Source organism: Sphingobacterium sp. DR205 (genome assembly GCF_011064245.1).
GTDB classification, from domain to species: Bacteria; Bacteroidota; Bacteroidia; order Sphingobacteriales; family Sphingobacteriaceae; genus Sphingobacterium; species Sphingobacterium athyrii.
In genome coordinates, this window is record NZ_CP049333.1 from 6836874 (window position 1) to 6852051 (window position 15178).

Annotated in this window: 13 protein-coding genes; 3 read left to right on the forward strand and 10 right to left on the reverse strand. The window is 43.3% G+C overall.

Annotated elements, in window-relative coordinates; translation table 11 throughout:
• Positions 1–56: 56 nt before the first annotated feature.
• On the reverse strand, positions 57–1637 hold the full coding sequence (locus tag G6053_RS28745; RefSeq protein WP_165309314.1) for a Na+/H+ antiporter: 1581 nt from the start codon (positions 1635–1637) through the stop codon (positions 57–59).
• Between the two features lie 185 nt (positions 1638–1822).
• On the opposite strand from G6053_RS28745, the gene G6053_RS28750 reads away from it, so the two are divergent.
• Positions 1823–2191: a hypothetical protein gene (locus G6053_RS28750; RefSeq protein ID WP_165309315.1), complete on the forward strand. Its 369-nt coding sequence runs from the start codon at positions 1823–1825 to the stop codon at positions 2189–2191.
• A gap of 2 nt (positions 2192–2193) precedes the next feature.
• Positions 2194–3609: a PLP-dependent aminotransferase family protein gene (locus G6053_RS28755; RefSeq protein WP_165309316.1), complete on the forward strand. Its 1416-nt coding sequence runs from the start codon at positions 2194–2196 to the stop codon at positions 3607–3609.
• A gap of 4 nt (positions 3610–3613) precedes the next feature.
• Here G6053_RS28755 and G6053_RS28760 read toward each other — a convergent pair whose 3' ends face one another.
• The 9 genes from G6053_RS28760 to G6053_RS28800 form a co-directional block, all read right to left on the reverse strand.
• Positions 3614–4396, reverse strand: coding sequence for a hypothetical protein (locus tag G6053_RS28760; RefSeq protein ID WP_165309317.1), 783 nt, complete (start codon positions 4394–4396; stop codon positions 3614–3616).
• A gap of 90 nt (positions 4397–4486) precedes the next feature.
• Positions 4487–4729, reverse strand: coding sequence for a hypothetical protein (locus G6053_RS28765; protein WP_165309318.1), 243 nt, complete (start codon positions 4727–4729; stop codon positions 4487–4489).
• Between the two features lie 234 nt (positions 4730–4963).
• A complete protein-coding gene (locus G6053_RS28770; protein ID WP_165309319.1) occupies positions 4964–6610 on the reverse strand; it encodes a PepSY-associated TM helix domain-containing protein in 1647 nt (548 codons plus the stop codon).
• A gap of 6 nt (positions 6611–6616) precedes the next feature.
• On the reverse strand, positions 6617–6895 hold the full coding sequence (locus G6053_RS28775; RefSeq protein ID WP_108634718.1) for a hypothetical protein: 279 nt from the start codon (positions 6893–6895) through the stop codon (positions 6617–6619).
• A 10-nt stretch (positions 6896–6905) separates the two neighbouring features.
• Positions 6906–7238: a hypothetical protein gene (locus tag G6053_RS28780; protein ID WP_165309320.1), complete on the reverse strand. Its 333-nt coding sequence runs from the start codon at positions 7236–7238 to the stop codon at positions 6906–6908.
• A gap of 30 nt (positions 7239–7268) precedes the next feature.
• Positions 7269–9689, reverse strand: a complete 2421-nt coding sequence (locus G6053_RS28785; RefSeq protein WP_165309321.1) for a TonB-dependent siderophore receptor — start codon at positions 9687–9689, stop codon at positions 7269–7271.
• 91 nt (positions 9690–9780) lie between these two features.
• The gene (locus G6053_RS28790) at positions 9781–10497 is read right to left on the reverse strand and encodes a DUF4198 domain-containing protein (protein WP_165309322.1); all 717 of its coding nucleotides are present in this window, start codon (positions 10495–10497) and stop codon (positions 9781–9783) included.
• A gap of 515 nt (positions 10498–11012) precedes the next feature.
• A complete protein-coding gene (locus G6053_RS28795; RefSeq protein WP_165309323.1) occupies positions 11013–11801 on the reverse strand; it encodes an MBL fold metallo-hydrolase in 789 nt (262 codons plus the stop codon).
• Positions 11802–11878: 77 nt separating this feature from the next.
• Positions 11879–13306, reverse strand: coding sequence for an L-serine ammonia-lyase (locus tag G6053_RS28800; RefSeq protein ID WP_108635106.1), 1428 nt, complete (start codon positions 13304–13306; stop codon positions 11879–11881).
• A gap of 215 nt (positions 13307–13521) precedes the next feature.
• Here G6053_RS28800 and G6053_RS28805 point away from each other — a divergent pair, with 215 nt between their 5' ends.
• The gene (locus tag G6053_RS28805) at positions 13522–15069 is read left to right on the forward strand and encodes a family 10 glycosylhydrolase (protein WP_108634713.1); all 1548 of its coding nucleotides are present in this window, start codon (positions 13522–13524) and stop codon (positions 15067–15069) included.
• The last annotated feature ends 109 nt before the right edge of the window (positions 15070–15178 follow it).

The window sequence follows — 15178 nt, forward strand, 5'->3', positions numbered from 1 at the left end:
AAGCCCCGAGGGCTACAACTATTATTATTTATCCCGATCAATGGGATACCATGGCATTATATCATGCGCAAGCGCTCTTCCTCTAGGTCAATCTGATAGAGCTGCGCACGGACAATATCCTCATCGATCGTCGATTCACTATTCAATTTTTCAAGGTATTCGCGCTGTACATCCAAAAGCTCAATGAAAATCACTTTCGTACGTTCGTTCATCCACGAATCATCCGCAGCATTGACCTTTTCCTCCCAATGTTTCAAAATCCTTTCCATTGCCTCCCGATTATGTTCTTCTTTCTCATATTTATCTCTGAGGAACTGATAAACATGTTGTTTTAAACCTTGCTTCATCTGCTGTTTGGCAACCTCTTCGGGCGTCTCAGCAAGCACGGCATCAAAAAGCTTCGTTCGCTTGATCAGATAGGGTAAAGTGAGTCCCTGAACCAAAAGGGTAGAGAGAATGACGACAAAGGTGATAAATAGAATCAGATGCCGCTGTGGAATCACGGTACCATTCATGACCAAAGGAATGGAAAGCGCCGCTGCCAGGGAAACTACTCCCCGCATCCCTGTCCAGCCCAATAGAAGTGGCATAAAGAAACGCTGTCTCGGAGACCGCGCCCTAGGTGCCACACTTGGACGGAAGATAAGTGTCGCGATCATCGCAGCATAGGCACTGATCATACGGGCTAGAATAAGGACTGCTGTCACCAGCAGACCATAACCGATCGCCTCCCGCAGTGAGGTCCCGTTCGCACGCAAACCGGCCACAATTTCGGGAAGATCCAGACCGATAATAAAAAACACAATGCCATTCAAAATAAACACAAAACTCTCCCATACGCTCAGTCCCCGCACCCGACTGGTACTGTTCAGAAATTTAAGTCGCTGATTGGACATCAGGAGACTTCCCGCAACGACCGCCAATACCCCCGAACTGTGAAACTGCTCGGCAATCCAATACATAAAATAGGGCTCGATCAAGGTAAGCGCTATATCCGATGGCGCATCTGTGGGCAAACGTTTATGCGCCTGAATAAAAAACCAGCCCAACAGAACACCGATACCTACTCCACCGACCAGCATCCAGATAAACGACACTGCTGCCTCCTGCCATACAAACTGCCCCATCCCCACAGCAATCAGGGCAAAACGGACAATAATTAAGGAAGAAGCATCATTCAGCAGACTCTCTCCCTCAAGGATCGCAGAAGTAGATTTTGGAACTTTCACAAACTTCATAATGGCCCCGGTACTGACAGCATCCGGAGGAGAAACAATTCCGCCCAGCAGAAAACCCATCGCGAGCGTGAAACCCGGAATATAATGATTGGCAACCACCGCAACGGAAAGTGCCGTAAAGAAAACCACCAAAAAGGCAAAACTTCCAATAATACGCCACCATTTTTTCATCTCCTTGTACGAAATCGACCAAGCAGCCTCACACAATAAAGGCGGGAGGAAAATCAGAAAAATAACATCCGGATCAATCTTGACAACGGGCAAGGTTGGAATAAAGCTAACGATCAGACCCGCCAAAACCAATAGAATGGGATAGGCTACCCGAAGTTTCGTAGCCAGCATCTCAAGCAATACGATGGCCGTGATCATGGCAATAAATAGCGGAAACAAGTTATGCATAGGTTGTCATAATTTACTGGTCTTGAGACATATTATTAACTCTTGTAAAGATCTTAAATGGAAATTAAAAACCACCAACTCCCGGTCATATTTTTTACTTTTTCATCTGTACCCTAATTTCTAAATGATTCTGTACCTTAAATACAGCCTGTACCCTTCCTAAATTAGCAAAAAGATTTATTGCCATGTCGACTACAACACTTCAACCGTATTCCATCAGAGAGGTCGACCTCTCTGATCTATCCCTACTAAAAAAGGTACAGCATACTGTGAAAAACAAAAGCCTGTTGCACATGCCTTTTCTACTGCTAGCTCAAAATGAGTCAATAGCTGCCTTTTCCTTGGCTACAGTCTCCGAAAACAATAATCTTACTGTTGAAATTTGCTACGGTACCGATGTTCCAGAAGAGCTGTCAAACGTATTTAAGCACAGGACGCAGACTTATTTTGAACAACAGCTATTGACCATGTTTGGTAGTGAAGAATCGTTAAAAAGGGGAATCCGTCATTTCCACTATTGGGTAAATCCAAACGGAAACAGTAAATTAGCATAAGCATGGAGCAGCAACAATTATATAAGAAAATTGCAAACATCGTAGAGAACCAGATCAAAAACGGCTCTCTGGCCTACGGCGACCGTCTCCCCTCCGTCCGTAGTGCGCAGAAACTTTATAATGTGAGCTTAAATACGGCAAAGAGTGCGTATATGGAGCTCGAGAGCCGGTCTCTGATCGAATCCCGACCTAAATCTGGATTTTTTGTCAGCCTGGCCGGACAGCGCCGGATGTCCATCCCTTCTATCTCAACGTTTAAAATTGATGAGAATAAGCAGGATCCTGCCGCATTGATCGACAAGGTATTCCACTCCCTAGAGGATAAGGAAATTACACGATTCTCTCTTGGATTGCCCAGCCCCTCCTTGCTTCCCATTCAGAAACTCAATAAATGTATCCTGGAAACGGTGCATGAACTACACGATTATGGCGATCAGTACGGTCAAGTGCAGGGTAGTCCGACTTTGCGCAAAGAGATTGCCAAATGGTCGCTCGTACTGGAAGGAAAAATAAGCGACGAAGACCTGATTATCACTTCGGGTGCCATGAATGCGATTTATAGCTGCCTACGCGCAGTCACCAAGCCCGGAGATACCATTGCTGTGGAAAGCCCCCTCTATTTTGGCTTTATACAGGCTTTTCAGGTACTGGGGTTAAAAACCATTGAGATCCCAACTCACCCCATTACGGGCATTGAACTGGACGCCCTGAAAAAAGTGATCCATAAAATCGATGTATGCTGTTTTGTTTCCAATTTCAGCAACCCCCTGGGGGCGCTGATGCCGGATGAACATAAAAAAGAGCTTGTCAAACTCCTGGCTTTTCATCATATCCCCTTGATCGAAGATGACCTTTATGGGAATGTTTATTTTGGTACCTCCAGACCTAAGCCCTGTAAATACTTTGATGAGGAAGGCTTGGTCATGTGGTGTGGATCTGTTACCAAGGTATTGGCCCCAAGTTTCCGGATCGGATGGGTCGAACCCGGACAGTACAAAGACAGGATTCTCAAACAACGACTGGTCCAGACCATCTCGCAGCCCGCTATCTATCAGGAAGCGGTGGCCAAATTTCTGCAGATCGGAAGGTATGACCATCACCTCAATACCTTTAGAAAGAAGCTGTATAGCAATTATATCAACTTCAGAAACAGTATCGAGACCCATTTTCCTGACAATACAAAGATGTCGCAACCCGAAGGCGGCTTTGTTCTCTGGCTGGAAATGGATCCAAAAATTGATTCAACGGTACTCTATGATTACGCGCTGAAACAGAAATTGAGCTTTGCCCCCGGCCGAATGTTTACCCAGCATGATCAGTTTAAAAACTGTATCCGGCTGAACTATGCTGTTGACTGGAATGATAAAACAGCCCATGACCTGGTGCGATTGGGACGTTTCTTTAAAGCCGTTATCTAAGCTATTAATCCCAGTCTACCTCATCATCATCGCCCGGTAAAATAGGCGGCGGCAATTTATCGGATTTTTCGTCAGGAAATATGGTTTCCTTACCCTCACGGATCAGGAATGCATCGAAAACTTCACCTGTCATCAGGGTACTATTATTGGACATAAATTCGTCACACCCATCAGGGCTCGTCAGCCAGCACCTGACTATGCCCAGACATAAAATAACGGCATCTTTACAGTCCTCCAATGTGAAAGTAATGCCACGGTCCACTTTGTGATCTTCTTTTCTTAGCTCCAAAGTTTTGCTAACATGGTAAAATATAGTATGGCGATCATCTAGTTGAATCACCACACAATATATTTTTATGTCTATTTTAGCTAGCCTTTCATGAAGTAAATCAAATTTACGGAGACCTGCCAAAGGGAGCTGAACCCGAATTCGTTGCTGAGCCTCGTCAAAATGTGCAACTGGGTGATTCATAAAGAAGTTGCTCCAGCTGACCCGTTTGGAGTACCGGAAACCCTTCAAGGGGAGTACTGATCCATATCCAAGCCGTAAGCTTCCAAGTTCGTGCTCACGGTCGTTGCGTACAGCCGCATAAAGTGCATTCTGTAACCTGAGGTAGGTCGTACGTTCACAGGCGGCTCGTAGCATAGGTTTTAAAATCTGATACAAACGACTCGCCAGATTACTGTTGTACGTAAAATCGCGCCCCGTTAACTTGCTGTTTTCACTCAGATCATAAGCATCCCCTCGCTTTCGTTCTTTTTTACCCGTGCCGGAAGATTTCTTCATACTACTAAGTTAAATTGGTATACTTTAAAACTACAATAATCGTATGAATTAAACAACAGCTCCTTTAACAACACATAAGACCAATATAACTTAGCGCAATAAAGCCCCTTCAACTCCCTTAAAGTCCCCTAAAGTCCGTTCAAACGCCAACAACACTCGGGTACGTTCCGCACCTGCTTCGCACCAACTTCGGGGCTGCTTCGGGATTGCTTCGACATTTGGTCGGGGCTGCTTCGATAATTCATCGGCAACAAGGCAAACAAGAGTCGAAGAACAGTCAGACCAATCCCAACGCTGTCCCGAAGCAATAGCAATGGAATCCCGAAGGATCACCGAACAATATCCGAATAGCTATCGAACAAGAGACAGCAAACCAGCACAAGCGCCTTGCCTGTCCAGCAATGCATTTCCCCGCCGATTGTACAAAGCGAAAAGTACTTTACAAGTGCTTCAACCGTACCCTATATATGCCTAAAGGCTGCTTTGTTCAAGCAGCCTTTAGGCATATATTTTATCTTACGAAATGTGCATACTGCCTATCCATCTGATAAGCGTAACGGATTCTGATTACTGAATTTTCTGAAAGAATTTTTTTGTCTTATAAAAGGCCAGTAGTCCGATGATACCAATCATCAACCAAAGAAAATCAACAATAAATAAATCACGTTGACCATCAACAAATGTTTTCCAAAGCCAGTTGTGCGTTACCAACCCATTGGCGAGTGGAACAATAAATGCGAGAATACTGCCAACCAAAAGTGTTTCGCGATTTGTTCTTCTTATACTTCGACGAACGATATAATATAGCGAAAGAACTAACCAAGCATAAAAATAGACCCGATAGATAAAATCCTGGTCCACTTTGGGACTGATCTTGATCGCAATAAATGTAATTGCCGTAACCGGGAGCATCGTCAGACAAATCGCCGTAAAGATGTTAGCCGCCCAAAAGTTGAATTTACGTTTTCTTGGTATAACATTGTTTTTATCACGGGCAACCAACCAGATCAGAATTCCGGAAATAATAACCAGACATCCCATTACGCCCAGGATAAAGTAAATCATTTTGAGTGGGTATCCACCATAATCACCATAATGCAGGCGGTAGATAATACTTCTGACATAGTCTCCATAGCTTGTATCCGTTAACGGTGATTTCTCTTCAACAATTTTATTATCTGTAACCTTCACCGTCAATATACCAGATCCTGCAAAGCTGCTGTTAAAATGTGGTTCGAGTTCCATGATAACATGCATATTCGAATCCGCATAGTTTTTTACGACAATACGTTTAAACTCGCTTTCTGGCCATTTTTTCTTTGCTAGATCTAAGAAAGGCGCAATTTTCACATCCGCCGGAGAGGGTTTATAGCTATACGGATAATTATCATGAGCAGTTACGCCGATATCCTGATACATTTTTTGCTGTTCTCCATTGTAAAGTAATTTGCTGAAAGGGAGAACCAAGACAGCGTTGACAATCAGAAATGTTCCCGTAACGGCAAAAATAAACTGGAAAGGAAACCCAATCACTCCTAGGGCAGTGTGCATATCCGTCCACACGGTCTTCCACTTACTAAATGGTCTAAAAACAAAAAAGTTCGAAACTAGCTTATCCCAGTGCAACAACAAACCTGTTATCAATGCAAACAAGAAGATAAAAGCTGTAATACCGGCAACGAGATATCCAAAAGGCGCGATGCCCACACTGATAGGCACTTGATTGAGCTGCGCCAAAAAGTGCAGGCGGAATAAAAACTCGCCCATATCATAATTCTGCGTATAGTCACCTGCTGTTTTATTAGCAAAATTATACATGAAATTCTTCGAATCGTCATCGCCCCCTCTACGTCTCCGGCCTTTCTTCTTTTCCGCTTTCTGTTCAGGTGTTATCTTCGACAAATTTTCCTTGTTTAGGACTGTATCGTTTGACGCCGTGTAACCAATATAGGCAGAAGTCCCCTCCCGATGCATATAGAAGTTGATATCACGTCCATGGAGGTTGGTTTCCCCTTTTAGCGAATCCAGAAGCTTGTCAAAGCTTTGATGGTTTTCCTGATATGTTTTGTACGACACATTATTTTGCCAGGCTGCGATCTCATTTCTAAAAAATGCAAATGAACCTGCAAAAAATATTACATACAGCAGTGCACAGATGATAATACCACTGATGGTATGGGTATTAAAATAGATGTTATAATTTCTGTTGTTCATGACTGATTACATCTTTAACAAATAAGGCAACGAAAAAACCGAAGCCAAGAGTAGATAAATTCCCCATATTTTCCATCCGCTTTTGGAAAGAAAGGCAAGGAGCATCAATACTGCCCAAAGGAGATAACCCGTGATTCCGGCAGTCATAACAACATCCTTTTTCTCAAAAATGGCTGTCAGCAATACATGGAAAGAAAGCATAACAATATACCCGCCGATAAATCCGGCCGTTATTTTCAGAAACCGTTGAAAGGGCGAACTCAGGTATTTTTTATTTGCTGGCATAAAGAATCAATTATGATATCAAAAATTCGACACAAAGACTGGCAGCATACAGTCCGAGGACATGGTAGGCTGTTAAATAACGATACGGATTCAATAAGACCACTAGGCTCATCATGCACATGACATAGGCAAAAAAAGCAAAGAATCCAGCGCCAAATCCCTGCACATAAAGGATTACCACAAATGGTAAAAGGAGCAACCCGATACTCAAGATACGCACAGACTGAGTCTGTGCGCAAAGCTTTTTCACCCACTCCGGTCTATGCTGAAACTTCACTTTTTTACTGCTGTTGTAAAAGAGATAAGCTCCAATAAGTACGATTACTAAAAGTGTGCTATACATCGGATAAATGATTTATATAGAATCGCTTAGTTAAAATTTGTATGTTATACCTAAACGGAAATTGCGTCTTGCCTCAACGATATAGGTATAATAATCTACTATACCCTGCTTCTTCAATGCCTCACTCGTTTTAGTAATAGAGCCGGAAGTTAATAGCTTTCTGTTATCTAACAAGTTATTAACCATCAAGGAAATACTGTATTTTCCATTTTGAAAACTAATACCGCCATCGGTTCTTATATAATTCTTAAAGTTACTTTCCTTTGTTGTTCCAATAGCACGGTCGAACATCCCCTGAACACTACCTGTTAATCCCAAGCCTCTCAATGGTCCCTGTTGCAAACGGTAAGTTAACCAGGCATTGGCTGTGTGTTTGGCTGTATTCGGTGTAATATTGCCTATATTTTCCTGTTTTCCATCTTTCGATACTTTGGAATCAGTCAATGCATAGTTTGCGTTTGCACTCAATCCTGGGAGCACTTCACCAGTGATATCAAACTCTATTCCTTTGCTTGTTGTTTCACCGAGAGCGATTTTAAAGTAATTATTAGTCCCCGCTATTGGATGATCAATATCATCTGTTAAAGCGTTTTGTCTTTTAATCCGATAAGCACTTAAAGTAGAGATCCACTTTCCGCCAGCCCATTCCTTTTTGATACCGGCTTCCAAATCATTTCCTCTAACAGGTTTAAACGCATTTCCTTCCCAATCAGTACCTGCCTGTGGAACAAAAGACTGATCAAATAATCCGTAAACACTCGTTGATTTGTCTATTGAATAACTCAATCCGACACGTGGTGTAAGCGCTTTATCCGTCCGATCTGCTGTAGCGGTTTTCCCAATGGTTTCGGCTATCGTGTAACGTAAGCCTAAAGACAAACGTAGTTTTTCTTCCAAAAATGCCATTTCATCATGTACATACAAAGACGAATACGATACGGAGTTGACATAATTTTGACCTCCAGCTCTTACCTTAACACTTTTGGACCTGTCGGGATTAGGAATTGCCGCTGCTGCGATCCCATAAACAGGATTATATACATTCAGTGGTTTTGTGACCAATGTATCTTGTGCTAATACCCCAAAATCACCCCAGAATTTTTTAGTACCAAAGTCAGCACCGGCCAATATACGATGACGCACGTTGCCGGTATATTCTTCTCCTGTAAACGAGAATTGTGCAAATTTATTTTCGCCAGCTTCATCAGCCATATTATAGGTTCGAGACATATCACCATTGGCACGCATCGCACTCACCCATGAACTGGTGGCGACCATATTAAAATTAAAATAGGCCAGCTGTCCATGGAAATTCCATTTGGAATTTAGTTTTCGATCAAAATATAGATATGCACTGTGATCTTTTATTTTGTTTGGCGCGAATGAAGGATCTCCAGCAAAGAAATCATTCGAAATACCCGGATCGGCAAATCCTTTTGGCGAAAATGCATAATTACCGTTCGACAGGTACGTCGAACCTTGATAGGTATATTCAAACGTCAGTGAAGTCAATGAATCCATCTTATACGTCAAGACAGGAGCAATCACAACACGATCACTATAATTATATTTTGTATAAAAATCTTTCTGTTGACCAGCGACATTAAGACGGTAAAGTAACTTACCATCTTTCCTTAATTTACCGTCCAAGTCAACTGCTGCGCGATAGGTACTAAAACTACCAGTATTGAGTGTCACAGAACCTTTCGTGTTTCCGGTTGGCTTTTTGGTAACGACATTATAAAATCCTCCTGGTTCACCGTTTGAAAGCATAAATCCGGCAGGTCCCTTCACAAATTCGATCCGTTCGATCATGCTTGCATCTTCGGCTGTAGGCCCCCATGAAGCTTCGATATTCATACCATTACGGAAGGCTGGAATCTTGGATCCACGCATGCGGATATTGGCATATTGATTGTCCCAATGTCCCTGACGTGTAGCACCACTGATATTACGAGTAATACCATCAACAATATCAAAGACCTGTTGGTCGGCCATCAGATCCGAAGAGATGACCTGAATATTTTGTGGCAGTTCCAAAATCGGTGTTTTGAGACGCAATGATCCGGATATACTGTCAAACTTATAATGTTCATAGTACTTTCCGTATACTGCAACTTCATCAATAGACTCGGATTGGCCTTTCATAATGATGGGCCCCAGGTGTGTTTCCTCCTCTTTTACGGTTACTTCCATGGAGTGTTTACCGTAGCCGAAAGCTTTGATTTCCATGCGGTAAGTTTTGGCAGAAAGTCTATCGAAGATAAAGCGTCCTTCACTGTCGGTGCTCGTGGTCACACCTGTATTTGATAATTTGATTGTTGCGCCAGAAATAGGTTCGGATTTTTCATTTACAAGGATCCCTTCAATCTTCAATTTGCTCTGGGCCTGAGCCATCGAAAAAATTGAACTGATCATCGGAATCGCCAAAAAAGATAAAGTTTTGTTCATTTGTGTTTCAATAGTAGATATGTAATAAAGGATGGATTCATTTAAATTTGGGATTTAGCATGAATCCATCCAAGTTGTAGGTATCAACGATTTATTTTACTTCAAAAAATGTTGTGCTTCCCTGCCAGGACGAAGCGTAAGGCTTCCCGCCGTGCTCACCTGCTTTTTCAACAAAAGTACTTGCTTCAAGCACATAGGCTCCCGACCATAGTGCATCGAATGTAACCACACCATTGCTATCGGCTACAAATTCTTTTCCCCAACCTGTGGATGAAAAAACAGATACTTTGGCATTGGGAACGACTTTTCCTTCACTGGTAATCTTCGCCTGCAGACTGGCACCTTTTTTTGCATTGGCTGAATTCTGTAGCTCAACCTGAAGCGGATTTTTTATCGCGCTATAGTCCAATTTGCCTGATTTGCCAACAATGACGGGTACTAATGACGAAAACTCATATTTCGTCTGCCCACCCAAGTCTTTGGGGGCTTTTACGACAGATAAAAAGTAGGTACCCTGTTCAGCCGGTTGGAATGAACCGCTAAAATGATCTCCTTTATTGGTCAGTTGTACCTGCACAGGCGCCTTTCCGGGCGCATGCAACAACAGGGTAAAATCCTTCACGTCCGAATACCATTTTTCAATGGGATCTCTTTCATTGGTTACATATTCACCATAATAGACCTTGATCTCATGGGATTGGTTAACTGCACCATAGGGCGCTGATTCTATCCAAAGTGCGTGCGCATAGCTGCTGTTACAGTAAAACAATACTGCAAGAAATGTAAAAAGCGAAACTAAAATTTTCATAATATGTTGATTGATGCGTATAGTTCTGCAACTTATCAGGAAGGTTTCTACTCGTCAAAAACGAGCGTCAAACGAATAAAATCATTAAAATTCGCTATCTTTCAAGTCCTTCCTTGTCCTTTATCGGAAGCAACTGAAGCAGTTAACTGCCCCGGCCACCTACAGACAGTTGCCGCTGTCTGTAGATTTTTCCATGTAATAGATTGCCGTCTATTACATGGTATTTACCCCGTAATCAACCTGACCATAGCCCTAAAACTATTTAGACTGATTAAAAACAGAGCAAATATAAAAGGAATTCTTTGGATATCAAGGATATTTTACATTTTTCGCAGATCGTATTGGATTTCCCTCCGAGGTATCGCCTACCTGGCCCCACTAAAACCACAAAAAAGCAATACATCCTGTCCTGCGCTTGTCATTCGGCCTTACAGACAGATGGCAGGTCCATTTATACAAATCGATATTGGAAGAAGAGTAGCCAGGGTTTTGTCTAATGCCCGGCATTAAGGAGGTTAAGAAAGGGCGGCCTCTGCACTGTTGATATGGGCAATATCAAATAATTCTGTTTCCTGATAGCGCGTAGCCACATGAAGCTTGATATGCTCACAATGGGGCTCGAATGTTGCATGAACAAGGTCGACCGTATTATTTTCACCGGAGAGGTGTGTTAAAATTAAATGTTTGAGGCGATCTGTCCTATATTGGTTGAACAGTTCGACGGCAACGCGATTGGAGAGGTGCCCCCATCCGCTGCTGATCCTATTTTTCAAAAAATAGGAATATCGCCCGGTACGTAGCATATCCTCATCATAATTGGATTCCAACAGGAGGATATCTGAATGCTGAATCACTTGCTGTACGTTTTCGCAGGGTCTTCCAATATCCGTCAATACACCAATATTATGAACACCATCCGAAACAAGGAAACTACAGGGTTCTTTTGCATCATGGTATTTGGGAATTCCATAAATCTTAAGTCCACCGATTTCAACTTCCTCATTTGGCGCGATGATATGAACCAGCTGGGAAGGTAAATGCAGGCGGGATCCGTCATAGCTCCCTCTGGTGATATATACGGGTAAATTGTACTTTTTGGCGAAAACAGATAATCCGCGAATATGATCTGAATGCTCGTGTGTGATGAAAATTGCTTTGACCTGGGTAGGAATAATACCCAGATTATACATCCGGAGGTGAATATGCTTGCTGTTGATACCGGCATCGATCAAGATGGCCGAATCATCCTTGGCTATATAATAACAGTTTCCATTACTACCGGAGGCTATCGCACAGTATTTCATTCGCGTATACTAATTTATGAGCGTATTTTTGTTCAACTGCGTCAAAGATACGAAAAACAAAAACACGCAGTAAGACCTTAACATTCTGGCAAACTCAATGGAATATTTACCGCCAGCCCCCCGTCTGCCGTTTCTTTGTATTTAGCATTCATATCCAAAGCTGTTTCCCACATGGTTTTAACAACGGTATCCAAGCTTACTTTGGCCTTATCAGGATTAGATTGCAGCGCCAGCTGAGCCGCAGTAATGGCTTTTATCGCGCCCATGGTATTCCGCTCGATACAGGGGATCTGTACCAGCCCGCCGATCGGATCACAGGTCAATCCGAGGTGGTGCTCCATCGCAATTTCTGCCGCCATCAGTACCTGACGTTGTGATCCACCCAATACCTCGGTTAAAGCACCGGCAGCCATGGCTGAGGATACGCCAATCTCTGCTTGACAGCCACCCATGGCCGCCGAAATTGTCGCATTCTTTTTAAAGATGGATCCGATCTCCGAAGCAGTTAGAATAAACTGAACGATTTTATTTTCCCGCATACCATCATGGAAGGTAATAAAATACTGCAAAACGGCTGGTATAACACCTGAAGCACCATTGGTAGGAGCTGTAACCACACGGCCGAAAGAGGCATTTTCTTCATTGACAGCAAGGGCAAAACAACTCACCCAATCCAGGATATATTGAAAATTCTGTCCGCCTTCACGAATCGCCATCACCCATGATTCATAATCCTGATAGCTCCGGCCCTGCATCAATTTTTTATTTAGTTTCGCCGCCCGGCGCTCTACGTTCAAGCCTCCCGGTAGCGTCCCTCCAGTGTGACAGCCCCGGTAGATACATTCATAGATCGTCTTATAAATATTCAGTACACCAGCGACTGTTTCATTTTCCTCACGCCAAGCGCATTCATTTTCCAAAACAAGTTCCGATATTTTAAGCCCTGTTTTCATCGTCCAGTGCAGCAGTTCCTGCGCGGTATCTACCGGAAAGGGAAGATCTACTTCGGACAGAACACTCTCGGTATCATTTTCCTGCACGACAAAACCGCCCCCTATGGAATAATAGGTCTCGGTAATGGCCTTACCACTTGACAGAAAGGCCTGAAATGTAACGGCATTTGGATGGAAGGGCAAACTCTCGGTGTACAGGAAAAGAAGATCCTCCTGATAGGAGAACGGAACGGTACGTTTACCGGCCACTTCCAGCTGGCCTACGCTTTTGATATGGGCCACCTTTGGTGTCACACGGTCAACATCGAAGGTAACGGGGTCGTCTCCACTCAAGCCTAGCAGAACAGCAATATCCGTACCGTGGCCGGCACCGGTTTTGGCCAAAGATCCATAAAGCAAAATCTTGACCTGCTCCACCTCATTCAATACACCCTTTGCCTGCAGGACATGGGTAAATTGTTGGGCGGCACGCCAAGGCCCCAAAGTATGCGAACTGGATGGTCCGATACCAATCTTAAACATATCAAAAACGGATATTTGTTCTTTGCTCATAATCTCAATTGTTGCGGTTAGCTCATTTTTCATAGCTTTTGTGAAAACCGCATCTAAATTAGCACAAATAACCGTACAATGTTACCTGTATTTGCATTATTATCATTTTGAAAACCAAGCTGACATTCTTTTAACAAGTATCCAACAAACATCTTACATTTTTTAGCGAAAAAGTAAGAAATGCTTCCCTATCTTTGTTGGCTACAATTTATAGCATGACGGGAAAAACATATTTATATTCTTTTTTTGCCTTTTTTATCTGTTTATTTTCGATCAGAACATATTCCCAACAGCTACCTAAACGGGAGTTTCGCGGTGTATGGGTAGCTACCATCGGTAACATAGACTGGCCTTCTGTCAAAGCGAGTAACAATGTAGCATTGCAAAAGCAGGAATTTATCGACCTGCTGGACCAGCACCGAAGCGCTGGCTTAAATGCGATCATCCTGCAGGTACGGCCTGCGGCAGACGCCTTTTATGCAAAAAGCAGGGAGCCCTGGAGCCGATATTTAACCGGAAAACAAGGGCAGGCCCCGACCCCGTTCTATGATCCGTTACAATTTGCAATTGAGGAAGCACACAAAAGAGGAATGGAATTACATGCCTGGTTCAATCCTTACCGTGCTTCGACAACATTGAATCCTGCACATTTCGCTGATGACCATATCACCAAACGTCGTCCCGAATGGTTCTTTACATATGCCGGGAAAAAGCTTTTCAACCCGGGACTACCGGATGTCCGCAAATATATTATTGATGTCATCATGGACGTTGTTAAAAATTATGATGTTGACGGCATCCATTTTGACGACTATTTTTATCCTTATCCGGACAGTCGCAATACATCCGTACCGGATCAGCTGACCTTTGCCCAATACAATAACGGGATTAAAAATATTGAAGACTGGCGACGCAATAATGTGAACATGCTTGTGCGCGACCTTGGTATCGCGATCAAAAGAATAAAGCCTTATGTCAAATATGGCATCAGTCCATGTGGTGTATGGGACAATAAGGACAACAATAGCATGGGCTCGGAAACCCGTGGACTAAGTGCTTACCGGGAGCTGTATGCGGACGGTGTAAAATGGATGCAGGAAGGCTGGATCGACTACATCAATCCGCAGATCTACTTTCCTTTTAAAAATCGTGCCGCGGCTTATGAAATATTGGTATCCTGGTGGCAACGGCATACCTATGGGCGGCATTTTTATGTCGGGCACGGTGCTTACAGGGTAACTGAAAATAAGATCGGGTGGACTGACAAAAGCCAGATTCCCCGACAGGTACGTCACCTGCGCGAAGAACATGATGTCGAGGGAAGTATATATTTCAGTTCCAAATCCCTCACAGACAATTTGGTTGGACTGCAAGACTCTATGCGCAATGACCTGTATCGTACACCTGCTCTTCCCCCAACAATGCCCTGGTTGGATAGCATTCCACCAAATGCTCCTTTCGGCTTACTGGTAAAACCATCCGGTAACGGGAAAATGAATACGCTTTTTTGGCAGAAACCAGATGCCGCTAGCGATGGTGAATCTGCCTATGGTTATGTTGTTTATCGCTTTGCGGTAGGTGAACGCATCAATATCAAGGATCCTGGAAAAATTATTTTTATCACCTATGATGCCGATAAACTGCAGTACACAGATGACGACATCAAACAGCATCAACAGTATAAGTATGTCGTCACAGCGATAGACCGGATGAAAAATGAGAGCCGTCCTTCGGATAGCAGGGAGGCAAATGAAGAGACTTAGGGACAGGTAGAGCGATAGGCTCTGAACTGAAGTGGAGTAAAAAAGGAACCCTCCCGAATTGCGCAGCTGTTGTTGGCTCAGCGATTCAGGAGGGTTCTTTTATTTTAGT

Bases quoted from the DNA above. Each gene is read 5' to 3' on its own strand.
- G6053_RS28745 (WP_165309314.1), bottom strand. From the start codon at position 1,637: ATGCATAACTTGTTTCCGCTATTTATTGCCATGATCACGGCCATCGTA.
- G6053_RS28750 (WP_165309315.1), top strand. From the start codon at position 1,823: ATGTCGACTACAACACTTCAACCGTATTCCATCAGAGAGGTCGACCTC.
- G6053_RS28755 (WP_165309316.1), top strand. From the start codon at position 2,194: ATGGAGCAGCAACAATTATATAAGAAAATTGCAAACATCGTAGAGAAC.
- G6053_RS28760 (WP_165309317.1), bottom strand. From the start codon at position 4,396: ATGAAGAAATCTTCCGGCACGGGTAAAAAAGAACGAAAGCGAGGGGAT.
- G6053_RS28770 (WP_165309319.1), bottom strand. From the start codon at position 6,610: ATGAACAACAGAAATTATAACATCTATTTTAATACCCATACCATCAGT.
- G6053_RS28775 (WP_108634718.1), bottom strand. From the start codon at position 6,895: ATGCCAGCAAATAAAAAATACCTGAGTTCGCCCTTTCAACGGTTTCTG.
- G6053_RS28780 (WP_165309320.1), bottom strand. From the start codon at position 7,238: ATGTATAGCACACTTTTAGTAATCGTACTTATTGGAGCTTATCTCTTT.
- G6053_RS28785 (WP_165309321.1), bottom strand. From the start codon at position 9,689: ATGAACAAAACTTTATCTTTTTTGGCGATTCCGATGATCAGTTCAATT.
- G6053_RS28790 (WP_165309322.1), bottom strand. From the start codon at position 10,497: ATGAAAATTTTAGTTTCGCTTTTTACATTTCTTGCAGTATTGTTTTAC.
- G6053_RS28795 (WP_165309323.1), bottom strand. From the start codon at position 11,801: ATGAAATACTGTGCGATAGCCTCCGGTAGTAATGGAAACTGTTATTAT.
- G6053_RS28800 (WP_108635106.1), bottom strand. From the start codon at position 13,306: ATGAGCAAAGAACAAATATCCGTTTTTGATATGTTTAAGATTGGTATC.
- G6053_RS28805 (WP_108634713.1), top strand. From the start codon at position 13,522: ATGACGGGAAAAACATATTTATATTCTTTTTTTGCCTTTTTTATCTGT.